A 15,368-nucleotide genomic window follows, 5' to 3' on the forward strand; every position below is an offset into this window, starting at 1 on the left:
AGCAACCTTCCAGCCCTTCATGGTCTGGCTTCGAGCAGCAACCTGTTCAGGAGCAGAAGCAACCTTCCAGCCCTTCATGGTCTGGCTTCGAGCAGGAGCAGCAGCCAAAACAGCCCTCTTCTCCTGTCTGGAAGCCCCTTCAGGAACAGCCAAAACAGCCAGTAGAGCCGCAGTGGGCCGCTTCCTTTAACCCTGCATCTCAACCAATGCAGGAACAGCAGCCAAAACAGCCCTCTTCTCCTGTCTGGCAGCCCCTTCAGGAACAGCCAAAACAGCCGACAGAATCTAAGAGGAACATACCAGCACAGGAACAACCAAAGCAGCAACCGCAAAGAGGCGACATCCGTCAGCCAGCAGCGAGATCAATACAGGATATCGAGGCGACTGTCAAAGCGTCACCGATTCAAGCAGCCCGCATGAAAGCGATGCAAGAGCAGCGTACTGGTAGCATGTCTGCAATCCCGTCACGACCGGGAGTGACAAAGCCTCAAGCCTCGCAGTATAATCCGATGCTCGACCAGCTTGAAGCGACCATGAAGCGCCCGGCGATCCGTATTCAGCCAACGCAGCAGCGCGGAACCCCAGCACCGCAGTCGAAGGGACGCTCACTGGCAAATCAGGGGAACGAGAACAACGGAGCGAAAGCGAAACTCCTGAAAGGCTACCAGCATCAGCTTGTCGGTGAATACGACTCAGCCATGAAAGAATATCGCTCTATCATCCGCAACTCACCAGAATTGTTAGATGAGGTGGTCAGCAACGTACGTGCGTTACTGAAACTGGCCCCGAAATACGCGCCAGGCTACCGCGTACTGGGTGATGCCTACATGCGACAGGGCGAATATCTCCAGGCAATGGAGGCCTATAATAAAGCCCTTATGTTAACAAACAGGCCTCGTCCCTAGTCGAAGGCAGCTAGCTGAAAACATCTACAAAGGAGTCACAGCGTGGAAACGATCCTACAACGGTTGACTGACCTCGATGAGGTATACAATGCGATTCTTGTTGCTAAGGAAGGCTTGATTGTTGCAGGTACGTTGCACAGCGAGGATGAAGAGGTCATCGGTGCAATGTCCGCTGCTGCTTTCGGTTCCATCACCCATTTTACTGGTCAGGTCAGTAATAGTATTGCAAAGCATATTATTATCGAAACCGAGCGCAATACGATCCAGATGGAAGAAGCTGGAGACCTTATCCTGATAGTGATCACCCAGCGCTCTGGCGGGAACATGGGTCGTGTACGCACCGAAATGAAAAAAGCCTGTCGGCAGCTCACAGAACTGGTCGCCTCAAGCTTTTAATCGGGTTACATCCTGAAGAAAGTACAGGCAGGTGCGCTCTTGTAGCGTATCTGCCCTTGCTTTTGCCCTTACAAGCGTAAACCGACTTTCCCCCTGCACAGCGGACCTCTCTCCGGTGTGTAGAGGAAAAGCCAGTTGCAGCGGCTCCCTGGGGTCGCTGGAGGTTGGAATAAACAAGCAAGCAAATAAACAAACAAGAAAACACAAAAAAGGAGAAAGTTATACAGATGGAACGCACACTCGTTCTACTCAAGCCCGACGCCATTCAGCGTGATCTCGTCGGCGAAATCCTGTCCCGCTTCGAGCGCAAAGGCCTGAAGATTGTTGGTCTCAAGATGATGCAGTTGTCAGATGAGCTGCTCAACGAGCACTACAGCCATCTGGTCGGGCGCGACTTCTTCCCCGAAGTCAAATCTTTCATGCAACTTACCCCGGTCATCGCATTGTGCCTTGAAGGCACCGACTGTGTGAACACCGTGCGCGCACTCTGTGGCGTGACCAAAGCCCGCGAGGCTGCACCTGGAACCATCCGCGGCGAGTTCGGCATGAGCGTTCAGGCTAACCTGATTCACTGCTCCGACTCCCTGGAAACCGCTCAGGTTGAGGTTCCGCGCTTCTTCAAGGCAGAGGAGCTCTTCGAGTATCCCGATGCCCTCATCAACTACGTCTACTCCGCTCGCGAGCAGGAATAAAGCCAGATCCATAAAAAAAGAAGGGGTACTCAGATTCTTCGAGTACCTCTTCTTTTGCTTTTTGAGAGACCGCTTCTAAAAGACAAATTTCGGGCATACGTTCCCAGCACTTTCGTGAATACAGGAAAAACACGAAGCTTCCATTCTTCTTTGAGCAGGAATCTGGAAAGAAAACAGAGAGGAATAGATTGTGTTTATTCCCTACTACATCCCGCCAGCAACAACACGGACCCACTGAATCAATTACTTGCTGTGTTCAGATGTGTGTCCTACTTTTTCAGCTTTCCGTCTGGTGCTTTCAGCCAGACGCCAGCAGCGGCTTTTACTGCGAAAGCATTTGTCCTGCTCTTCTAATGTGACCGGCGGCGTACCCTTCAAACAGAAAACCTGATACATTGGTTCACCCACAACATCGTTACAGGGAAACCAGCGCTCCCGATAAAAAGGGCAGGCGTTTTTATGTCGTCGCCAATTACAATTCTCCGCCGGATGTGTATGAATCTGGCCTGCCACGAGTCGTCCTTCCTAACTCTTCAGAGTAAACAACTAGATGCAACGATACAAGGTAGTATATTGTACGACACGAACAGGGGTCAATCTTCCCTCTCCGCTCATCTCCTCTTTTTACCACCATAGCCACCCTTGCAAGCCTGCTGAGATAGATACACTACACCCCTCTCACAAAGGAGACAAACACACTGGATAGGTATCCCTCGGCCCAGGTTGTACATAGAATACCTGAAAGAGCGGGGGAGATACATCGGTCATATGGACGGTGCATTTTGGAAGCAAACATGTTATAATAGAGGCAAGATTGAAGTTTAATCCTTTCCCTTGCATCCCCCCGAAAAAGTCCCCACCCGGTTCAGTCCTCCTGTATATCAAGCGAGATAGGCATTTCTAGCATTTCCTGTTCTATTTCTTGCCACACCCGCAACAGCGCCACCGGATAGGATAGCTTCTGATCGAACATCATTTGTGAGACCCGTTGCGAGAAGTTACGAAACAGCGCCATCTGAAGAGTATATGGAGGCAATACACGCAGTTCGATATCCTCCAATGCATAGAAGGCGTCCGACTCGAAGGCCAGCGCCAGCAGATTCGCATATTGCTCGATCAGGTTTAGATGGGCAACCGTGAAATACTTTGGCAGAGCGCTGGATACCAGTAAACAGCCAAAGATACGCGTTCGGCGCATGATGGGAAAGGCAGCCGCACTCTCCTCGTTCTCTGCCCAGATCGCAGGAAACAGCATAAACTGTTCCGCACGGCTCTGCACAAACACCAGCCGGCAATTCATCACCGCAGCGCCTGCTAGCGAATCCGCACCCAGAAACATCGTCTTCTGCCCGAGATCCCCCTTCCAGGGACCTGATCCTTTGCTCCCTATCTCGCGCAAGCTCCGCACCTTACCGCCCGGTTGCGCTGGCGGCAGGCAGGCCATCACACTGACAGAAAGCCCCAATCCGTCCGGATCCAGATGCTTCAGCGCCTGCTCTAGAATCACCCCTTGTAAATTGGTCGAGAGGGAATTCGCCGTATTGGCGTAGTTCTGCAACATCTGCGCATAAAACTCCGCCGGGATCTGTTGCACTATCGAAGATTGGGCGACCATATCCTGTAAACCAGGAAATTCTTTCGCTGCAAGCCAGGTAAACTCCTGTACATGACGGGAAGGAATGGCACGAAGTAACGCCCGTAGATTCTCTTCCTGGGGGCGTGTCCCGCCCTTAACCCACCGCACTAATGTCACCTCAGTGACCTCAACAGCCGAAGCGATCCGTTTCTTTTCTGCCTTATCCTGGATAATTGAGCCAAGCAATTCACGCCAGGTTCGTTCTTCATGCTCGTTGTGCATCTCTTTCTCTCAATCATCAAACTGTATCGCCTCAAGGGGCCCCGGGATTGAGCCGCAGGAAGGGAAGACACATTGCGGCCCTTTTCCCCAAACCTCCGCTTGCACACACAATAGCTGCCTTGTTCATGGCCTGGAGCGGTTCCCATAATCCACAGCGCTGACATTGACCCCTCTCCACCGCCTTTGGCTATGGACCCGTATCGTAGTGAGAACTGACAGGCGTCATCCCTCTACACGTGCTCTGAACGCAAGCCCGTAAACCGGTCAGGTTGAAACCGACTCCTGACTACAAGCTTTCACACCTATAATAACATTTATACAGAAAAATATCAATCTTCTTTTTCTCACACAAGAAACAAAACATATACAAATAACTTTCGTTCCCTATCAAAACAACAAACATGCATGTAACAGCGTGTCATCTTCCCTTGCCAGGCCGTATTACGTCTGTTTCGCTTTTCACAGGAATGCCGCATCACCGAACGTATCTTTCGGCTCCAGAAAACCGTTTCTACTAATAAGAGAGCATACTAAAATCAAAAGAATTGGAGCGATTCATTGCTACAACATCATCAAGACGAACACATCACCGTAAGCGAGCAACTCGCAGAGAAAGCCCCCTGGACCCTGAAGCAGACCATCGCGGGCATGGTTCTTACCCTGGTTCCGTGGTTTCTGCTCAATATCGCCTCTTCCCTCAGCAGTAGCGGAGCACCAACAACGCAGACGCCACTCTCGCCCGGAACGGACCTTGCCAATGCCATCGCCACGTTCATTGTGACGGGCTTCATTCAGAGTATATTTCTCCTGGTCCCGATTTACTTTGCCTTTTTCCGCACCAGGCCGACAGAAGTGCCACGCAGAGAATGGGGGACACAGGCGCTTGGCTTCAGGCGCTTTCAGCCGCGTGTCATTCTGACGGTTATCGGGCTACTCGTGCTTATCTATATCATCAATGTGCTCTATCAGCTTTTCCTGCAAGCCATGCACCTGGATCTCAAAACAAATGATCAGGTTATTCTCTCGTTGGGGAAACGAGCGCCGATCACATTCTATGTGACGCTGTTTTTGAGTGTTTTTGTTGCGCCCGTTTGTGAAGAAGTTTTTTTCCGGGGATTTGTCTTTAGCGGATTGCGGCGGGGTATGCCGGTCTTCTGGGCAATTCTACTCAGCGCAATCATCTTTGCCCTGACCCATTTCGACCCCGCCTCATTTCTGGTCCTTCTCTGTCTGGGAATTGCCTTTGCGTATCTACGCTGGCGTACCGGCTCAATCTGGCCGGGCATCTGCCTGCACTGGCTGAACAACACACTGGGAACGGTGTTGATACTGGTCAATCTCTATGGGCATCTCTCACTTTAATCAACGCAATGCATAGGCGGCTCTTCTGCCTATGCATCACTGCTTGAGCTCACCCTGGATCAGACGCAACTGGCCAAGCAACATTACAAGGTAGACGGTCTGCTGAAAGAAGAAGACCAGTTCTGGATGACTGTGAATCTTGCCAACCATCACGGTTAACACGGCAACCATTCCGAAAAGCAGCGCCGGGCCGGGCTGAAAACGCCAGCAGGAGGGCCGCAACCACCAGACACAGATAGAAAGATAGATGGCAAGTGTCGAGACAACCGCCTCCATATTCTCCAGCGTTCGCGCCTCCTCAGGAAACTTCCAGAAACGATAGAAGAACAGGAGAATACTTCCTATCAGCGCCAGCCCAAAAAAGATGGTGTCCCATCGACGGACAGGCACACGATTCAGCGAGAGACAGACAAAAGCCCCGAGCAGCGCAACCGAGGACATCGTGTCTAAATAGATACCGACCGATCCATCAACAGGGAGAACGAAATATTTGATCGCCGCGCCCGCAACAAGAAACGCGCTCCAGACAATTCCGAAAACAGCCGCCAGCTTCCCCCATGAGCGCCGCGACACAAAAAAGAAAACCGCCCAGACCACCAGCAATAGAGCGGTCTGCCCCAACAAAAAGCGATTGTCCGAACGAAAAAAACGATAGCCATTGAGCCAGCTATGCGCGATGACGCCTGCACAGCTCAACCAGAGAATAGCAATTACGCTAAAAGAGATAATAAAGCGCGGTGTCCAGATAATGCCCGTTCGACCTGAACCCCTTGAGGTCCCGCGCGACGCAGCATTCTCTTCCAACTGAGCCGCCGCTTCCTGTTGCTGATACCGATTGGAATCTAAAATACTATCAGCCATGCAGACACTTCCTCATAATAAAAAAATAGTGACAAACCAGGGCCGATACCCGAAGCATACGTTCAAGAGTAATGTGTTTTCCCTCACATACCAGGCATGCGTATTTTTCTTTTTCCCCTTCATTATACCAGGATATAACCAGAGAGGAAGTACAACAGTACCAGAGGCCTCTATCATGCACAGCGCAAGGAGGAGTTTCAGGGGAGAGAGGATGTGGGGAAAGACATCCTCTCTGCTTTTCGTCTAAGGCACATTCTTGCCAATTAACTGGGCCGCCTGCTTCCGCAGAGAGAGCAGCCCTTCGCTAAAGCGCACCGGGAATGGTCTCTCGGGCGAGAGTGCACGATACTCAGCAGGCAACTGCTCAAGGTTCTGCTGTGCCAGCTCGCGAATCTCAGACAGCGGAGGCAGGCTGCCAGGAATCACTTCACCATTCCGCATCACCGGACGCAACAGGCGATGATAGCCATCCGGGCGGGGCTCATGCGCCAGTTGAACAATATCTTCTTCCCAGTTTGGATGACGATAGATCTCCTTCTTGCCAGGCCAGGTACTCTTGGCGCCCGCAATCTTGATCTTGGGGTATTCCGTCCCCGAATCATCGACATACCAGACTTCTTTATAAACCGCGCCAAGCGAGCCGCCATTGATGCCGCGCTCAACCGAACCAGCTCCGCTACCCAGGGATGTACCAATACCAAAGGAATCAACCGCAGCGCCCTCAGCCAGTAACTCTTCAATTTTCCACTCATCCAGATCACCACTGACCAGAATCCGCACGCTATGCAGCCCCGCATTATCCAGTTGCTCACGAATATATTTGCTATCGGCAACCAGATCACCGCTATCAAGACGCACCGCCGCTAACGTATGGCCCAGTGTCTCCTGCGAGCGCAGCGCGACCTCAATCGCGGTATGAATAGCCGAGCGAACATCGTAGGTATCCAGGAGCAGTGTATAACGGTTGTACGCCTCCGCAACAGCCTCAAATGCCTCCTTCTCAGATGGATAAAGCTCTATCAGGGCATGAGGCACAGTGCCAGTAGCAGGAAGGCGATATTCATACGCCGCATTGAGCAAAGAGGTACTGGCGCATCCACCGATGTAGGAGGCCCGAGCGACGGTCATTGGCTCCTGCGCACGCCGGAAAGCAAACTCCGAGATTCGGCGCGTTCGTCCTTTATTGGCGGCATAGGTAATACGTGAGGCTTTTGTGGCAATCAAGGTTGACAGACTGATCGCCTGCAACAGCCCCGCCTCAAGTAGCAATGCCTCACGAAAGGGCGCTGTCACCCGCATAATTGGCTCGTTCGGAAACGCAATCGAGCCTTCCGGCAAGGCCAGAATCTCGCCAGTGAAACGCACTTCGGCCAACTCGTCGAGAAAAGCGGAATCATAGTCACGAATCCGCGCAAGGAATTTCAGATCTTCAGATGTATAGCGAAAGGATTGTACAAATTCAAGGGCCGATTCCAGACCTGCAACCAGCAAATACGCCCCACCGAAGGGAGCTGTCCGCGTGTATAAATCAAACGTGGTCAGACCGTTACGACCCGTCCGCCACGATACATAAGCAGCGTCAGGATGATACATATCCGTCATTAATCCTGGATGAAAGCTAGGCGCACGACGATTCATAAGTTTCTTCCTCTTTAGTCAAATTCGCCTCCATGTGAGTTAGTGTACATTGTACCATATTTAGGCAAGGAAAAGACAAGAGAAGGGAGAGTTTACCCGTGCTCTAGAGATAGAGTACAATAGAAGAAAGGGCAATTTTTCATATCGGCACCTACCTGAAAACAATCTCCTTATTTCATCGGGGAAATTCCCCACCTACACGAATAACAGAAAACCGACCTACAGGCACACAAGGGATGTTCTAAAGGAGGTTGCCATGTCCGGGCGACATCGTTGGGCCATTGGAGTTGCTACCAGTACCGGCATTCTGGGCCTCACCATGACCAGTGGTTTAGCCATGTTAGCCAACCATTTTGTGAAAGAGCTTTCTCGTCCGCATGCAGTGTTGAATGAAGCCGAATTTAGCTGGATCACCCCGGCTCCATTACCAGAACCACCGTATACACTTCAACGTCCGCTTCTTTTTCAAACCACCGATGGAGCGCTGATTAGCGGCGAGTTCTGGGCGCAGCCCGAGCCCGCACCAACCATCGTCCTCTGTCACGGTTATCGCATCTCCCGGCTTCACCTGCGCTCGGTCGCCAGCCTGGAATACGCACGCGGCTACAATGTTCTGTGTTTCGACTTTCGCGGCCACGGAACCAGCGATAGCGTGATTACCAGCGGAGGCAATGCCGAGGTGCGCGATCTGGAAGCCGCAATCATGGCCGCCAGCCGTCAACCAGAAACAATCCCCGGACGCATCATTCTGCACGGCTTCTCAATGGGGGCAGCCGTCGCGCTACTCACTCCACCGGGACCAGAAGTTGCAGCCATCATTGCCGACAGTCCCTATGCTCGCTCCGATGATATTATCCGCAGAATCGTTCAATTTCAGCTTATGGAGCATAGCAATCACTGGCCCACCCTTGCCCGAAGGCTGAACGCCCTGTTCTCTCCGCTGGCCTGGGCAACCGTCGCTATGAGCGCGGTCGTGTTTCGGCTCCGTTTTGGTTATGGCTTTGTGGCGCGTCCGCGTTTTAAGCGCTGGAAGGCTCTCCTCGAAGGCGCTACACAGCCGCGCACCACGCCCATTCTGCTGATCCATGCTCGCGGGGATCAATTAATCCCCATTCAACATGCCTATCGTCTCGCGACCGAGGCAAAAGCGAATGATATTCCACTGGAAACGTACTTCGTCGATGCAATCGGCCACTGTAGTGCGTATGGCTACAATCCAACACAGTATGACATGGTATTACGAACGTTTCTTGAAAGACATCTACAGAGTGATTTTCCTGCCAAACATCGGAATATGAAGATACCCGAATAGAAGAAAGACTTGCATCTTTCCACCTTGAAGTGCAATAATTTTGAATAGGAGATCAGGTAGCTGCGTTAACTGTATTGCCTGAAACACATTTTCGTGGCGCACAGAATATTGGAGGAGACCACGCCATCGGCCATCTGCTGCTGGTGGCGTGGGCAAGGAGTTTTTGCACTATCCCGAGGAGAAAGCATGATACAACGAGACGAGATCTCTCCTGCGACCGATGCACTGGAACGTCTGCCTCGTACAAGCGGACAGCGGAATGCGATCATTACTCGTAAAGCGAGTGGCCGTCTCAAACAGACAGATGCTCTTCCGTATTACGGCTCGGATGGCCCCGGCACTCGCGCCGCCTGGAAACAGGTCGCACAGCTTCGGGAAGAGAATCGCCATCTCCGCACTCTGCTGGAAGAGCAACGCACCACCTACCAACAGCTACAAGAGGAACACACTACCCTCAAAGCCGAATTTGAAAACCAGCTCGCTCAGCTACACAACGGCTATCAACAGGAACTGGAATACTATCAGCAGCATTTGCACGAGGCCACCACCGAACGGCAACGGCTTCAAGAGACCGTGGAGCTTCACACGCAGGAACTGCAAACAACAGCCCAGGAAGAGGCCCGCAAGCTGATTGCCGCCGCCACGCAAGAGCTGGCCCGTTCGCCAGAGAACCCCCCGGAGCTGTTGCAGGAGGTGAAAGCGACCATCGAAACCCAGATCAAGCAGCAGGAAGAAAAGCACCTGGTCGAACTGCTCTTGCTCAAACGCGAGGTGCAGCATATGGCTGATGTGCTGGACAAAGAGCGCAAGCAGCTCGCCGAGGAGCAGAAACGGGTGCTGACCCTTCAACGAAGCTCGCGTGAGCAGGCACACCTGCGCCAGCGCCTCCTGGAGCAGCGTATCAAAACGCGCTGGAAAGTGACTTCACTTCTGACAACTATTGTGTTCCTGTTTTGTATGATTGCCTTTCAATTTCTGTTTCTCCTGCTTTTCCACATTCCACTTACAGCCGGGATCTCATTCGCGCTTCTCACCCCCATCTTGCTCTGCATCCTCGGGGTATTTGCGTTGAATGGGCCTCTGGCAACGGCCTGGACCATCTATACAGGTGCCCCCCATAAGAAAAAAGTACAGGAATAGCCTCTCTGCCCGGATTTCCTCGCGTGAATCCGGGCACTCCTTTTTTGCCTCCAGCCGGAAACCTTTTTGCTTTTTCGCCAGTACCTAAATAAGAGCAAGCACAATCATAACCCATACACAACTTCTTTTTTGGGAGGCAGTATGCAACAACTCCAGCCCCATAAGCTCTGGGCAGAGGGAAGAGTACCCGATCCCAGTACCATTGTGATTTTCGGCGCAACCGGAGATCTGGCCCAACGAAAACTGTTACCCACGCTGGCCCACATTATGTACGAACATCCCATGCCAGAGCCATTCTGCATTGTGGCCTTCGCCCGCCGCCCGATGAGCGATGAGCAATGGCGCGAGATGGCTCTGAAGGCAATTGATACCTATCTGCCAGAAGATGACCGCCTCGATAGCCAGGCAAAAGAACAGTTCGCCAGCAGGCTCTTCTACTGTCAATCCACCTTTGAGGACAGCAGCGGCTATCAAAAGCTGAAAAGCCTGCTGGAGCGGCTGGATAAAGAGTATGGCACAGAGGGGAATCGCCTGTTCTATCTGGCAACGCCCCCTGATACCGATAACGAGATTGTCCGGCATCTCGGTGCAGCGGGTCTTGTCTACAAGCCGCTGGAAAACGGGGAGAAAGGGCCCTGGTCCCGCATCATTATTGAAAAGCCCTTCGGACATGATCTGGCGAGTGCCAGGCAGCTTAATCGCGATCTGGCGCGCGTCTTCCACGAGCAACAGATCTACCGTATTGACCACTATATGGGCAAAGAGACGGTTCAGAATATTCTGGCATTTCGCTTCGCCAACGGCATCATTGAGCCGCTCTGGAATCAACGCTTTATTGATAACGTACAGATCAGTGTTGCCGAAACATTGGGCATCGGCACGCGCGCCAAATTCTACGAGACAGAGGGAGCTCTGCGCGATATCGTTCAAAACCACATCATGCAAATCCTCTGCCTGACAACAATGGAGCCTCCCGTCAACTTTGAACCTGCGTCCCTGCATGATGAAAAGGCAAAGGTGCTCAAGGCAATTCAGCCCCTGACACCCGATGAGGTAGCCCAGCAGGTTGTGCGCGGACAATATACCGCCGGGCAAATCGACGGCCAGAAGGTGGTAGCCTATCATGAGGAAGAGCACGTTGCCCCCGATTCAACAACGGAGACCTTCGTTGCTCTGAAACTCTTCATTGAAAACTGGCGCTGGGAAGGAGTCCCGTTCTATATTCGCACAGGCAAGCGCCTCCCCGTTAGAAATTCAGAGGTCACCATCCAGTTCAAGCGTGTGCCGCATCAGCTCTATAAGCCAGCCGAAACGGTCGGCCTTGAGCCCAATACGATGACGCTGCGCATTCAGCCCGACGAGGGCATATCGCTCAAGATCGCGGCAAAGGTGCCGGGGGCGGCTCGTTACCTGAAATCGATGGATATGAGCTTCTCATACAGCGACTTCAAGATTGAGCTCCCTCGCGCCTACGAACGCCTGATCATTGATTGTATGCTCGGGGACTCAACACTCTTCATTCGGCGCGATGAGATTGAAGGCGCATGGCGCATCATTGACAGCATTGAGGAAGGCTGGCAACAGATGTCAGCAACCAGCGTGCATCCCTATGAGGCGGGAACCTGGGGGCCACCGGAGGCAGATCGCTTGCTGGCACGCGATGGCAAGAGCTGGCATAATCCCGAGTAGAAAAGAGAAAAAGCGCGGGGCGCCTCTCAAGGCTCCTCACGCTTTTCCAGTGGAGACACAGAAGACCCTATTCGGGCTCATTTTCTCGCTTTTCCTGCTCCTTCATACGTCCACGAATCACATCCGCCGCCTCATCAACCTTCTGCTTGCCCTTCCCTACCGTAGACTGCACAGAGCCGCCAAGCTCTTTCTCTTTGCCTTTGGCCTGCATCTCCTCGTTACCGGTCAGTTCGCCGACCTTGTCCTGTACTTTTCCGACGGCCTTCTTCATCTTGCCTTTGAGCGTATCGGCAGTTCCCTCTGCACCAAGATCTCTCTTATTCTCGTCCATACCATTCTATCCTTTCTTTATGAGAAACGCGTGATGCATACAAGACATCTCTCGTACTGAAGCCAGTATGTACTGTTGTGTCAATGAGAAGTTGTGCTATATCCTTCCCTGAACACTGGCCTCTGTATATGACACTGTCAAAAGCTCCTAAACGAATACAGCTAACCACAGCGATACATAAAAAAGATCGGACACCTCGCGAAGAGATGCCCGATGGATGCTACTTAGCCGAGCAGTTGTTCCATCTGCTCCAGATACGTCTCGAACAGCTTAAACGCTTGCTGGACCGGCTCGGGTTTCGTCATATCGACGCCCGCCTTCTTCAACAGTTCAATACTGTAGTCAGAGGAGCCAGAGCGCAGGAAGCCGAGGTAGCGATCAACGGCGGGCTGGCCCTCATTGAGAATCTGCTGCACCAGCGCTGAGGCGGCAGAAATGCCGGTCGCATACTGATACACATAGAAGCTCTCATAGAAGTGCGGAATACGCGCCCACTCGATCCCGATCAGATCATCAACCGTGGCAACGCCGCCATAGTACAGCTCGTTCAGATGCTTGTAGATCTCACTGAACACGTCGGCAGTCAGCGGTTCACCCTGCTCGGCCCGCGTGTGGACCTTCAGCTCGAACTCGGCAAACATCGTCTGACGATACAGCGTGCCGCGCATGTCTTCCAGCGCATGGTTCAGGATCGCCAGCCGGGTCGCGGTATCTGAGGTATGCTTCAGAAGATAGTTCGTCAGCAGGCCCTCGTTCAGCGTGGAAGCCACCTCGGCCACGAAGATCGTGTAGTCACCATAGGCATACGGCTGCGTGCTCCGCGTGAAGTACGAGTGCAGCGAGTGTCCGAGCTCGTGAGCCAGCGTGAACATGCTATCGCGGTTGTTCTGATAGTTCAGCAGAATGAAGGGGTTGGTGCCATACGCGCCACCACTATATGCGCCACTGCGTTTACCGGGCGTCTCATAGACATCGATCCAGCGCTGTGAGAGACCCTGCTTCAGCGTGCTGACGTAGTCATTGCCCAGAGGAGCGAGCGCCGAAACGACGATATCACACGCCTCCTGATAGGACACGCGATCCTCTTTCTCCTCAACAATCGGCACATATAAATCGTACATGTGCAGCTCGTTCAACTTCAACACCCGCTTGCGCAGCTCAAGATAGCGATTCATCAGCGGGATATTCTCGTGTACGGTCTGGATCAGGTTGTCATAGACGCTTACGGGAATATTGTAGCGAGACAGTGCCAGCTCGCGGCACGTCTCGAAATTGCGCTGACGAGCATAGAAGATGTTTGACTTGACCTGAGAGGACAGCGTAGCTGCGATGGTATTGCGCTGCCGATAGAACGAGCCATGCATCCCCTCAAAGGCATCCTTACGAACACGGCGATCCTTGTTACGAATATAGAGGATATAGTTTCCGTGTGTCAGCTCAACATCCCGGCCCTGCTCATCTTTGATAGTCGGCAGCTTCATATCCGCATTGTTAATCATGGCAAAGATGTTGTCCGGCGCATGGCTCATCTCACCGGCAGCAGCTAGAATTGCCTCGATCTCAGCGGAACGAATATGGGGACGCGTGCGGTTGATATCGTCCAGATGATGTTTGTAGAGGTCCAGGCCTGGAGTCTCGGCAACATAGCGGTCAAGCGTTTCCTGCGGAATTGAGAGAATTTCGGGGTCAATAAAGGAGACCGCCGTTGAGAACTGGACAAACAACTGTGTAGCCCGGTCCGCCAGCCCCTGATAGAAGCTGTTCGTCGTATCCTCATCCTTGCGCATCGACGCGTAGACATACAGGCGTTCCAGACGCTCGGCGACCGCATCATGCTTGCGCAGCACACTGAGCAGCGCTTCCCCACTGCGAGCGAGCGTGCCTTTCAAAGCAGCCAGCTCGGGAATACGCTTCTGAAGCTCCTGGTACTCCTGTTCCCATGCATCATTGCTTGTGAAAATGCTTTCGAGATTCCACTTATAGTCCTGGGGAATCTCGGTACGATTCTTGTATGTCTGTACCGTAGTCATGCTTCTCCCTTTCAGCGGAAAATAGAGCACAAAAGAAATAAAAGGTGTGGAGCCAGCCATAATGAATCGAGAGAGCTGAGAAGGCTCAGCTCATTCTGGCACCCGATAGAAGAGAGACGGTATCATATGCTCTCTTTAGAGATGATACCGCCTCGGGCAAAATCTATTCTTCTTCCTCTTCCTCTAGCAAGAGATCATCGCGCTCGCCCCACTTGCCCAGAAAGCGATAGAAGTTTCGCTTGGTCAGGCGGGCCTGCTCAGAGTCCGAAAAGCCGGAGTCAAGCTGTTCCGCATGATCCTTGAGGGGAAGATCTGACACAACAACAGCTTCAAGGCCCAAATCGCGAACCGCGAAGCTGAAGTCGATGTCCATATAGCGAGCAAAGCGATAGCGCTCGTCAAAGAAGCCGATCTCTCTGACCAGCTCACGACGGAACGCCATGCAGGAGCCGTCAACCGCTTCGACCTGCTCTTCCTGACTTGCTTCAAAATGGCGCAAATCATCGGTACGGAAGCCACGCGCCCCGACAATACCAACCTCTTCATCTTCCAACGCCCGGGCAAGCGGGGTGAAGATATCGCCGGTCAGTTCAAGCGTCGGGTCAAGCAACAGGATATAGCGTCCCCGACTCAACTTCAAGCAGGCGTTCTGTGCGTCCGCCGCCCCCATTGTGCGGGTGGCACGCAACACATGCAAACGGCTCTCCTGTTGCCGCGCAGCATCGGCCCAGAGATCCAGACCATCCTGCGAGGCATTGTCGAACAGCAATATTTCGATGCTCGCATCGCCCGCGTAGCGCAACACGCTTTCAACACAGCGCCGCGCCTCCTGAAAGGCGTTTCGAGCAAGAATATGTATCGAAAATGTGCAGGTATCCGGTGCCTCTACCTGTGATGGGATATCCCGGGCAACGCGATAGAGTCTACCATCCACCTCGACACCGGGCAGCATAATCAGGTACGCGCCGTGGGGGTTGTCCTTTACAACAAAGCCAGCCTCTTCAATACGTTGCTTGAGCAGGTCAGCACGAGCATACTGACCACGCCTTCGCAAGAGATCGCGTTCCTGAGAGAGGGCAAGAATTTCAGGTGGAATGGTTTGACGATATGGACGAGTAGACATGGTACGATCCTTCCTTCGCTACAAAAAACGC

At 52.7% G+C, this 15,368-nt stretch carries 13 protein-coding genes; 7 read left to right on the forward strand and 6 right to left on the reverse strand.

The features are described 5' to 3' along the window. From EI42_RS33030 to ndk, 3 genes are all read left to right on the forward strand, one after another. Positions 1-905 (forward strand): tetratricopeptide repeat protein (locus tag EI42_RS33030; RefSeq protein WP_211325982.1); only part of this gene is annotated, 905 nt, incomplete at its 5' end. A gap of 42 nt (positions 906-947) precedes the next feature. Next, positions 948-1,301, forward strand: coding sequence for a roadblock/LC7 domain-containing protein (locus EI42_RS00840; RefSeq protein ID WP_111317738.1), 354 nt, complete (start codon positions 948-950; stop codon positions 1,299-1,301). Positions 1,302-1,528: 227 nt separating this feature from the next. Next, positions 1,529-1,993, forward strand: coding sequence for a nucleoside-diphosphate kinase (gene ndk / locus EI42_RS00845; protein ID WP_111317741.1), 465 nt, complete (start codon positions 1,529-1,531; stop codon positions 1,991-1,993). 865 nt (positions 1,994-2,858) lie between these two features. Here ndk and EI42_RS00850 read toward each other — a convergent pair. Further along, positions 2,859-3,851: a GAF domain-containing protein gene (locus tag EI42_RS00850; protein WP_111317743.1), complete on the reverse strand. Its 993-nt coding sequence runs from the start codon at positions 3,849-3,851 to the stop codon at positions 2,859-2,861. 558 nt (positions 3,852-4,409) lie between these two features. Here EI42_RS00850 and EI42_RS00855 point away from each other — a divergent pair. Next, a complete protein-coding gene (locus EI42_RS00855; protein WP_111317746.1) occupies positions 4,410-5,213 on the forward strand; it encodes a CPBP family intramembrane glutamic endopeptidase in 804 nt (267 codons plus the stop codon). A 36-nt stretch (positions 5,214-5,249) separates the two neighbouring features. On the opposite strand, the gene EI42_RS00860 is transcribed toward EI42_RS00855, so the two are convergent. Both EI42_RS00860 and EI42_RS00865 read right to left on the reverse strand, forming a co-directional pair. Next, the gene (locus tag EI42_RS00860) at positions 5,250-6,074 is read right to left on the reverse strand and encodes a hypothetical protein (RefSeq protein ID WP_111317748.1); all 825 of its coding nucleotides are present in this window, start codon (positions 6,072-6,074) and stop codon (positions 5,250-5,252) included. Between the two features lie 243 nt (positions 6,075-6,317). Next, complete coding sequence (locus EI42_RS00865; RefSeq protein WP_111317751.1) at positions 6,318-7,712, reverse strand: nicotinate phosphoribosyltransferase; 1,395 nt, start codon at positions 7,710-7,712, stop codon at positions 6,318-6,320. Between the two features lie 256 nt (positions 7,713-7,968). On the opposite strand from EI42_RS00865, the gene EI42_RS00870 reads away from it, so the two are divergent. From EI42_RS00870 to zwf, 3 genes are all read left to right on the forward strand, one after another. Beyond that, positions 7,969-9,024 carry an alpha/beta hydrolase gene (locus tag EI42_RS00870; RefSeq protein ID WP_111317754.1) on the forward strand — a complete coding sequence of 352 codons (1,056 nt, stop codon included), beginning with the start codon at positions 7,969-7,971 and terminating at the stop codon, positions 9,022-9,024. A 186-nt stretch (positions 9,025-9,210) separates the two neighbouring features. Beyond that, a complete protein-coding gene (locus EI42_RS00875; RefSeq protein ID WP_111317757.1) occupies positions 9,211-10,164 on the forward strand; it encodes a hypothetical protein in 954 nt (317 codons plus the stop codon). A 141-nt stretch (positions 10,165-10,305) separates the two neighbouring features. Further along, positions 10,306-11,853 carry a glucose-6-phosphate dehydrogenase gene (gene zwf, locus EI42_RS00880; RefSeq protein WP_111317760.1) on the forward strand — a complete coding sequence of 516 codons (1,548 nt, stop codon included), beginning with the start codon at positions 10,306-10,308 and terminating at the stop codon, positions 11,851-11,853. Positions 11,854-11,920: 67 nt separating this feature from the next. On the opposite strand, the gene EI42_RS00885 is transcribed toward zwf, so the two are convergent. From EI42_RS00885 to EI42_RS00895, 3 genes are all read right to left on the reverse strand, one after another. Further along, positions 11,921-12,184 (reverse strand): CsbD family protein, encoded by a 264-nt coding sequence (locus EI42_RS00885; protein WP_111317763.1) that lies wholly within the window; start codon positions 12,182-12,184, stop codon positions 11,921-11,923. Between the two features lie 224 nt (positions 12,185-12,408). Next, positions 12,409-14,214, reverse strand: a complete 1,806-nt coding sequence (gene pepF, locus EI42_RS00890) for an oligoendopeptidase F (protein WP_111319513.1) — start codon at positions 14,212-14,214, stop codon at positions 12,409-12,411. A 163-nt stretch (positions 14,215-14,377) separates the two neighbouring features. Next, positions 14,378-15,337 carry a glycosyltransferase gene (locus tag EI42_RS00895; RefSeq protein ID WP_111317766.1) on the reverse strand — a complete coding sequence of 320 codons (960 nt, stop codon included), beginning with the start codon at positions 15,335-15,337 and terminating at the stop codon, positions 14,378-14,380. Positions 15,338-15,368 lie beyond the last annotated feature (31 nt).

Origin of the sequence: Thermosporothrix hazakensis (assembly GCF_003253565.1) — a bacterium.
Classification (GTDB): Bacteria; Chloroflexota; Ktedonobacteria; order Ktedonobacterales; family Ktedonobacteraceae; genus Thermosporothrix; species Thermosporothrix hazakensis.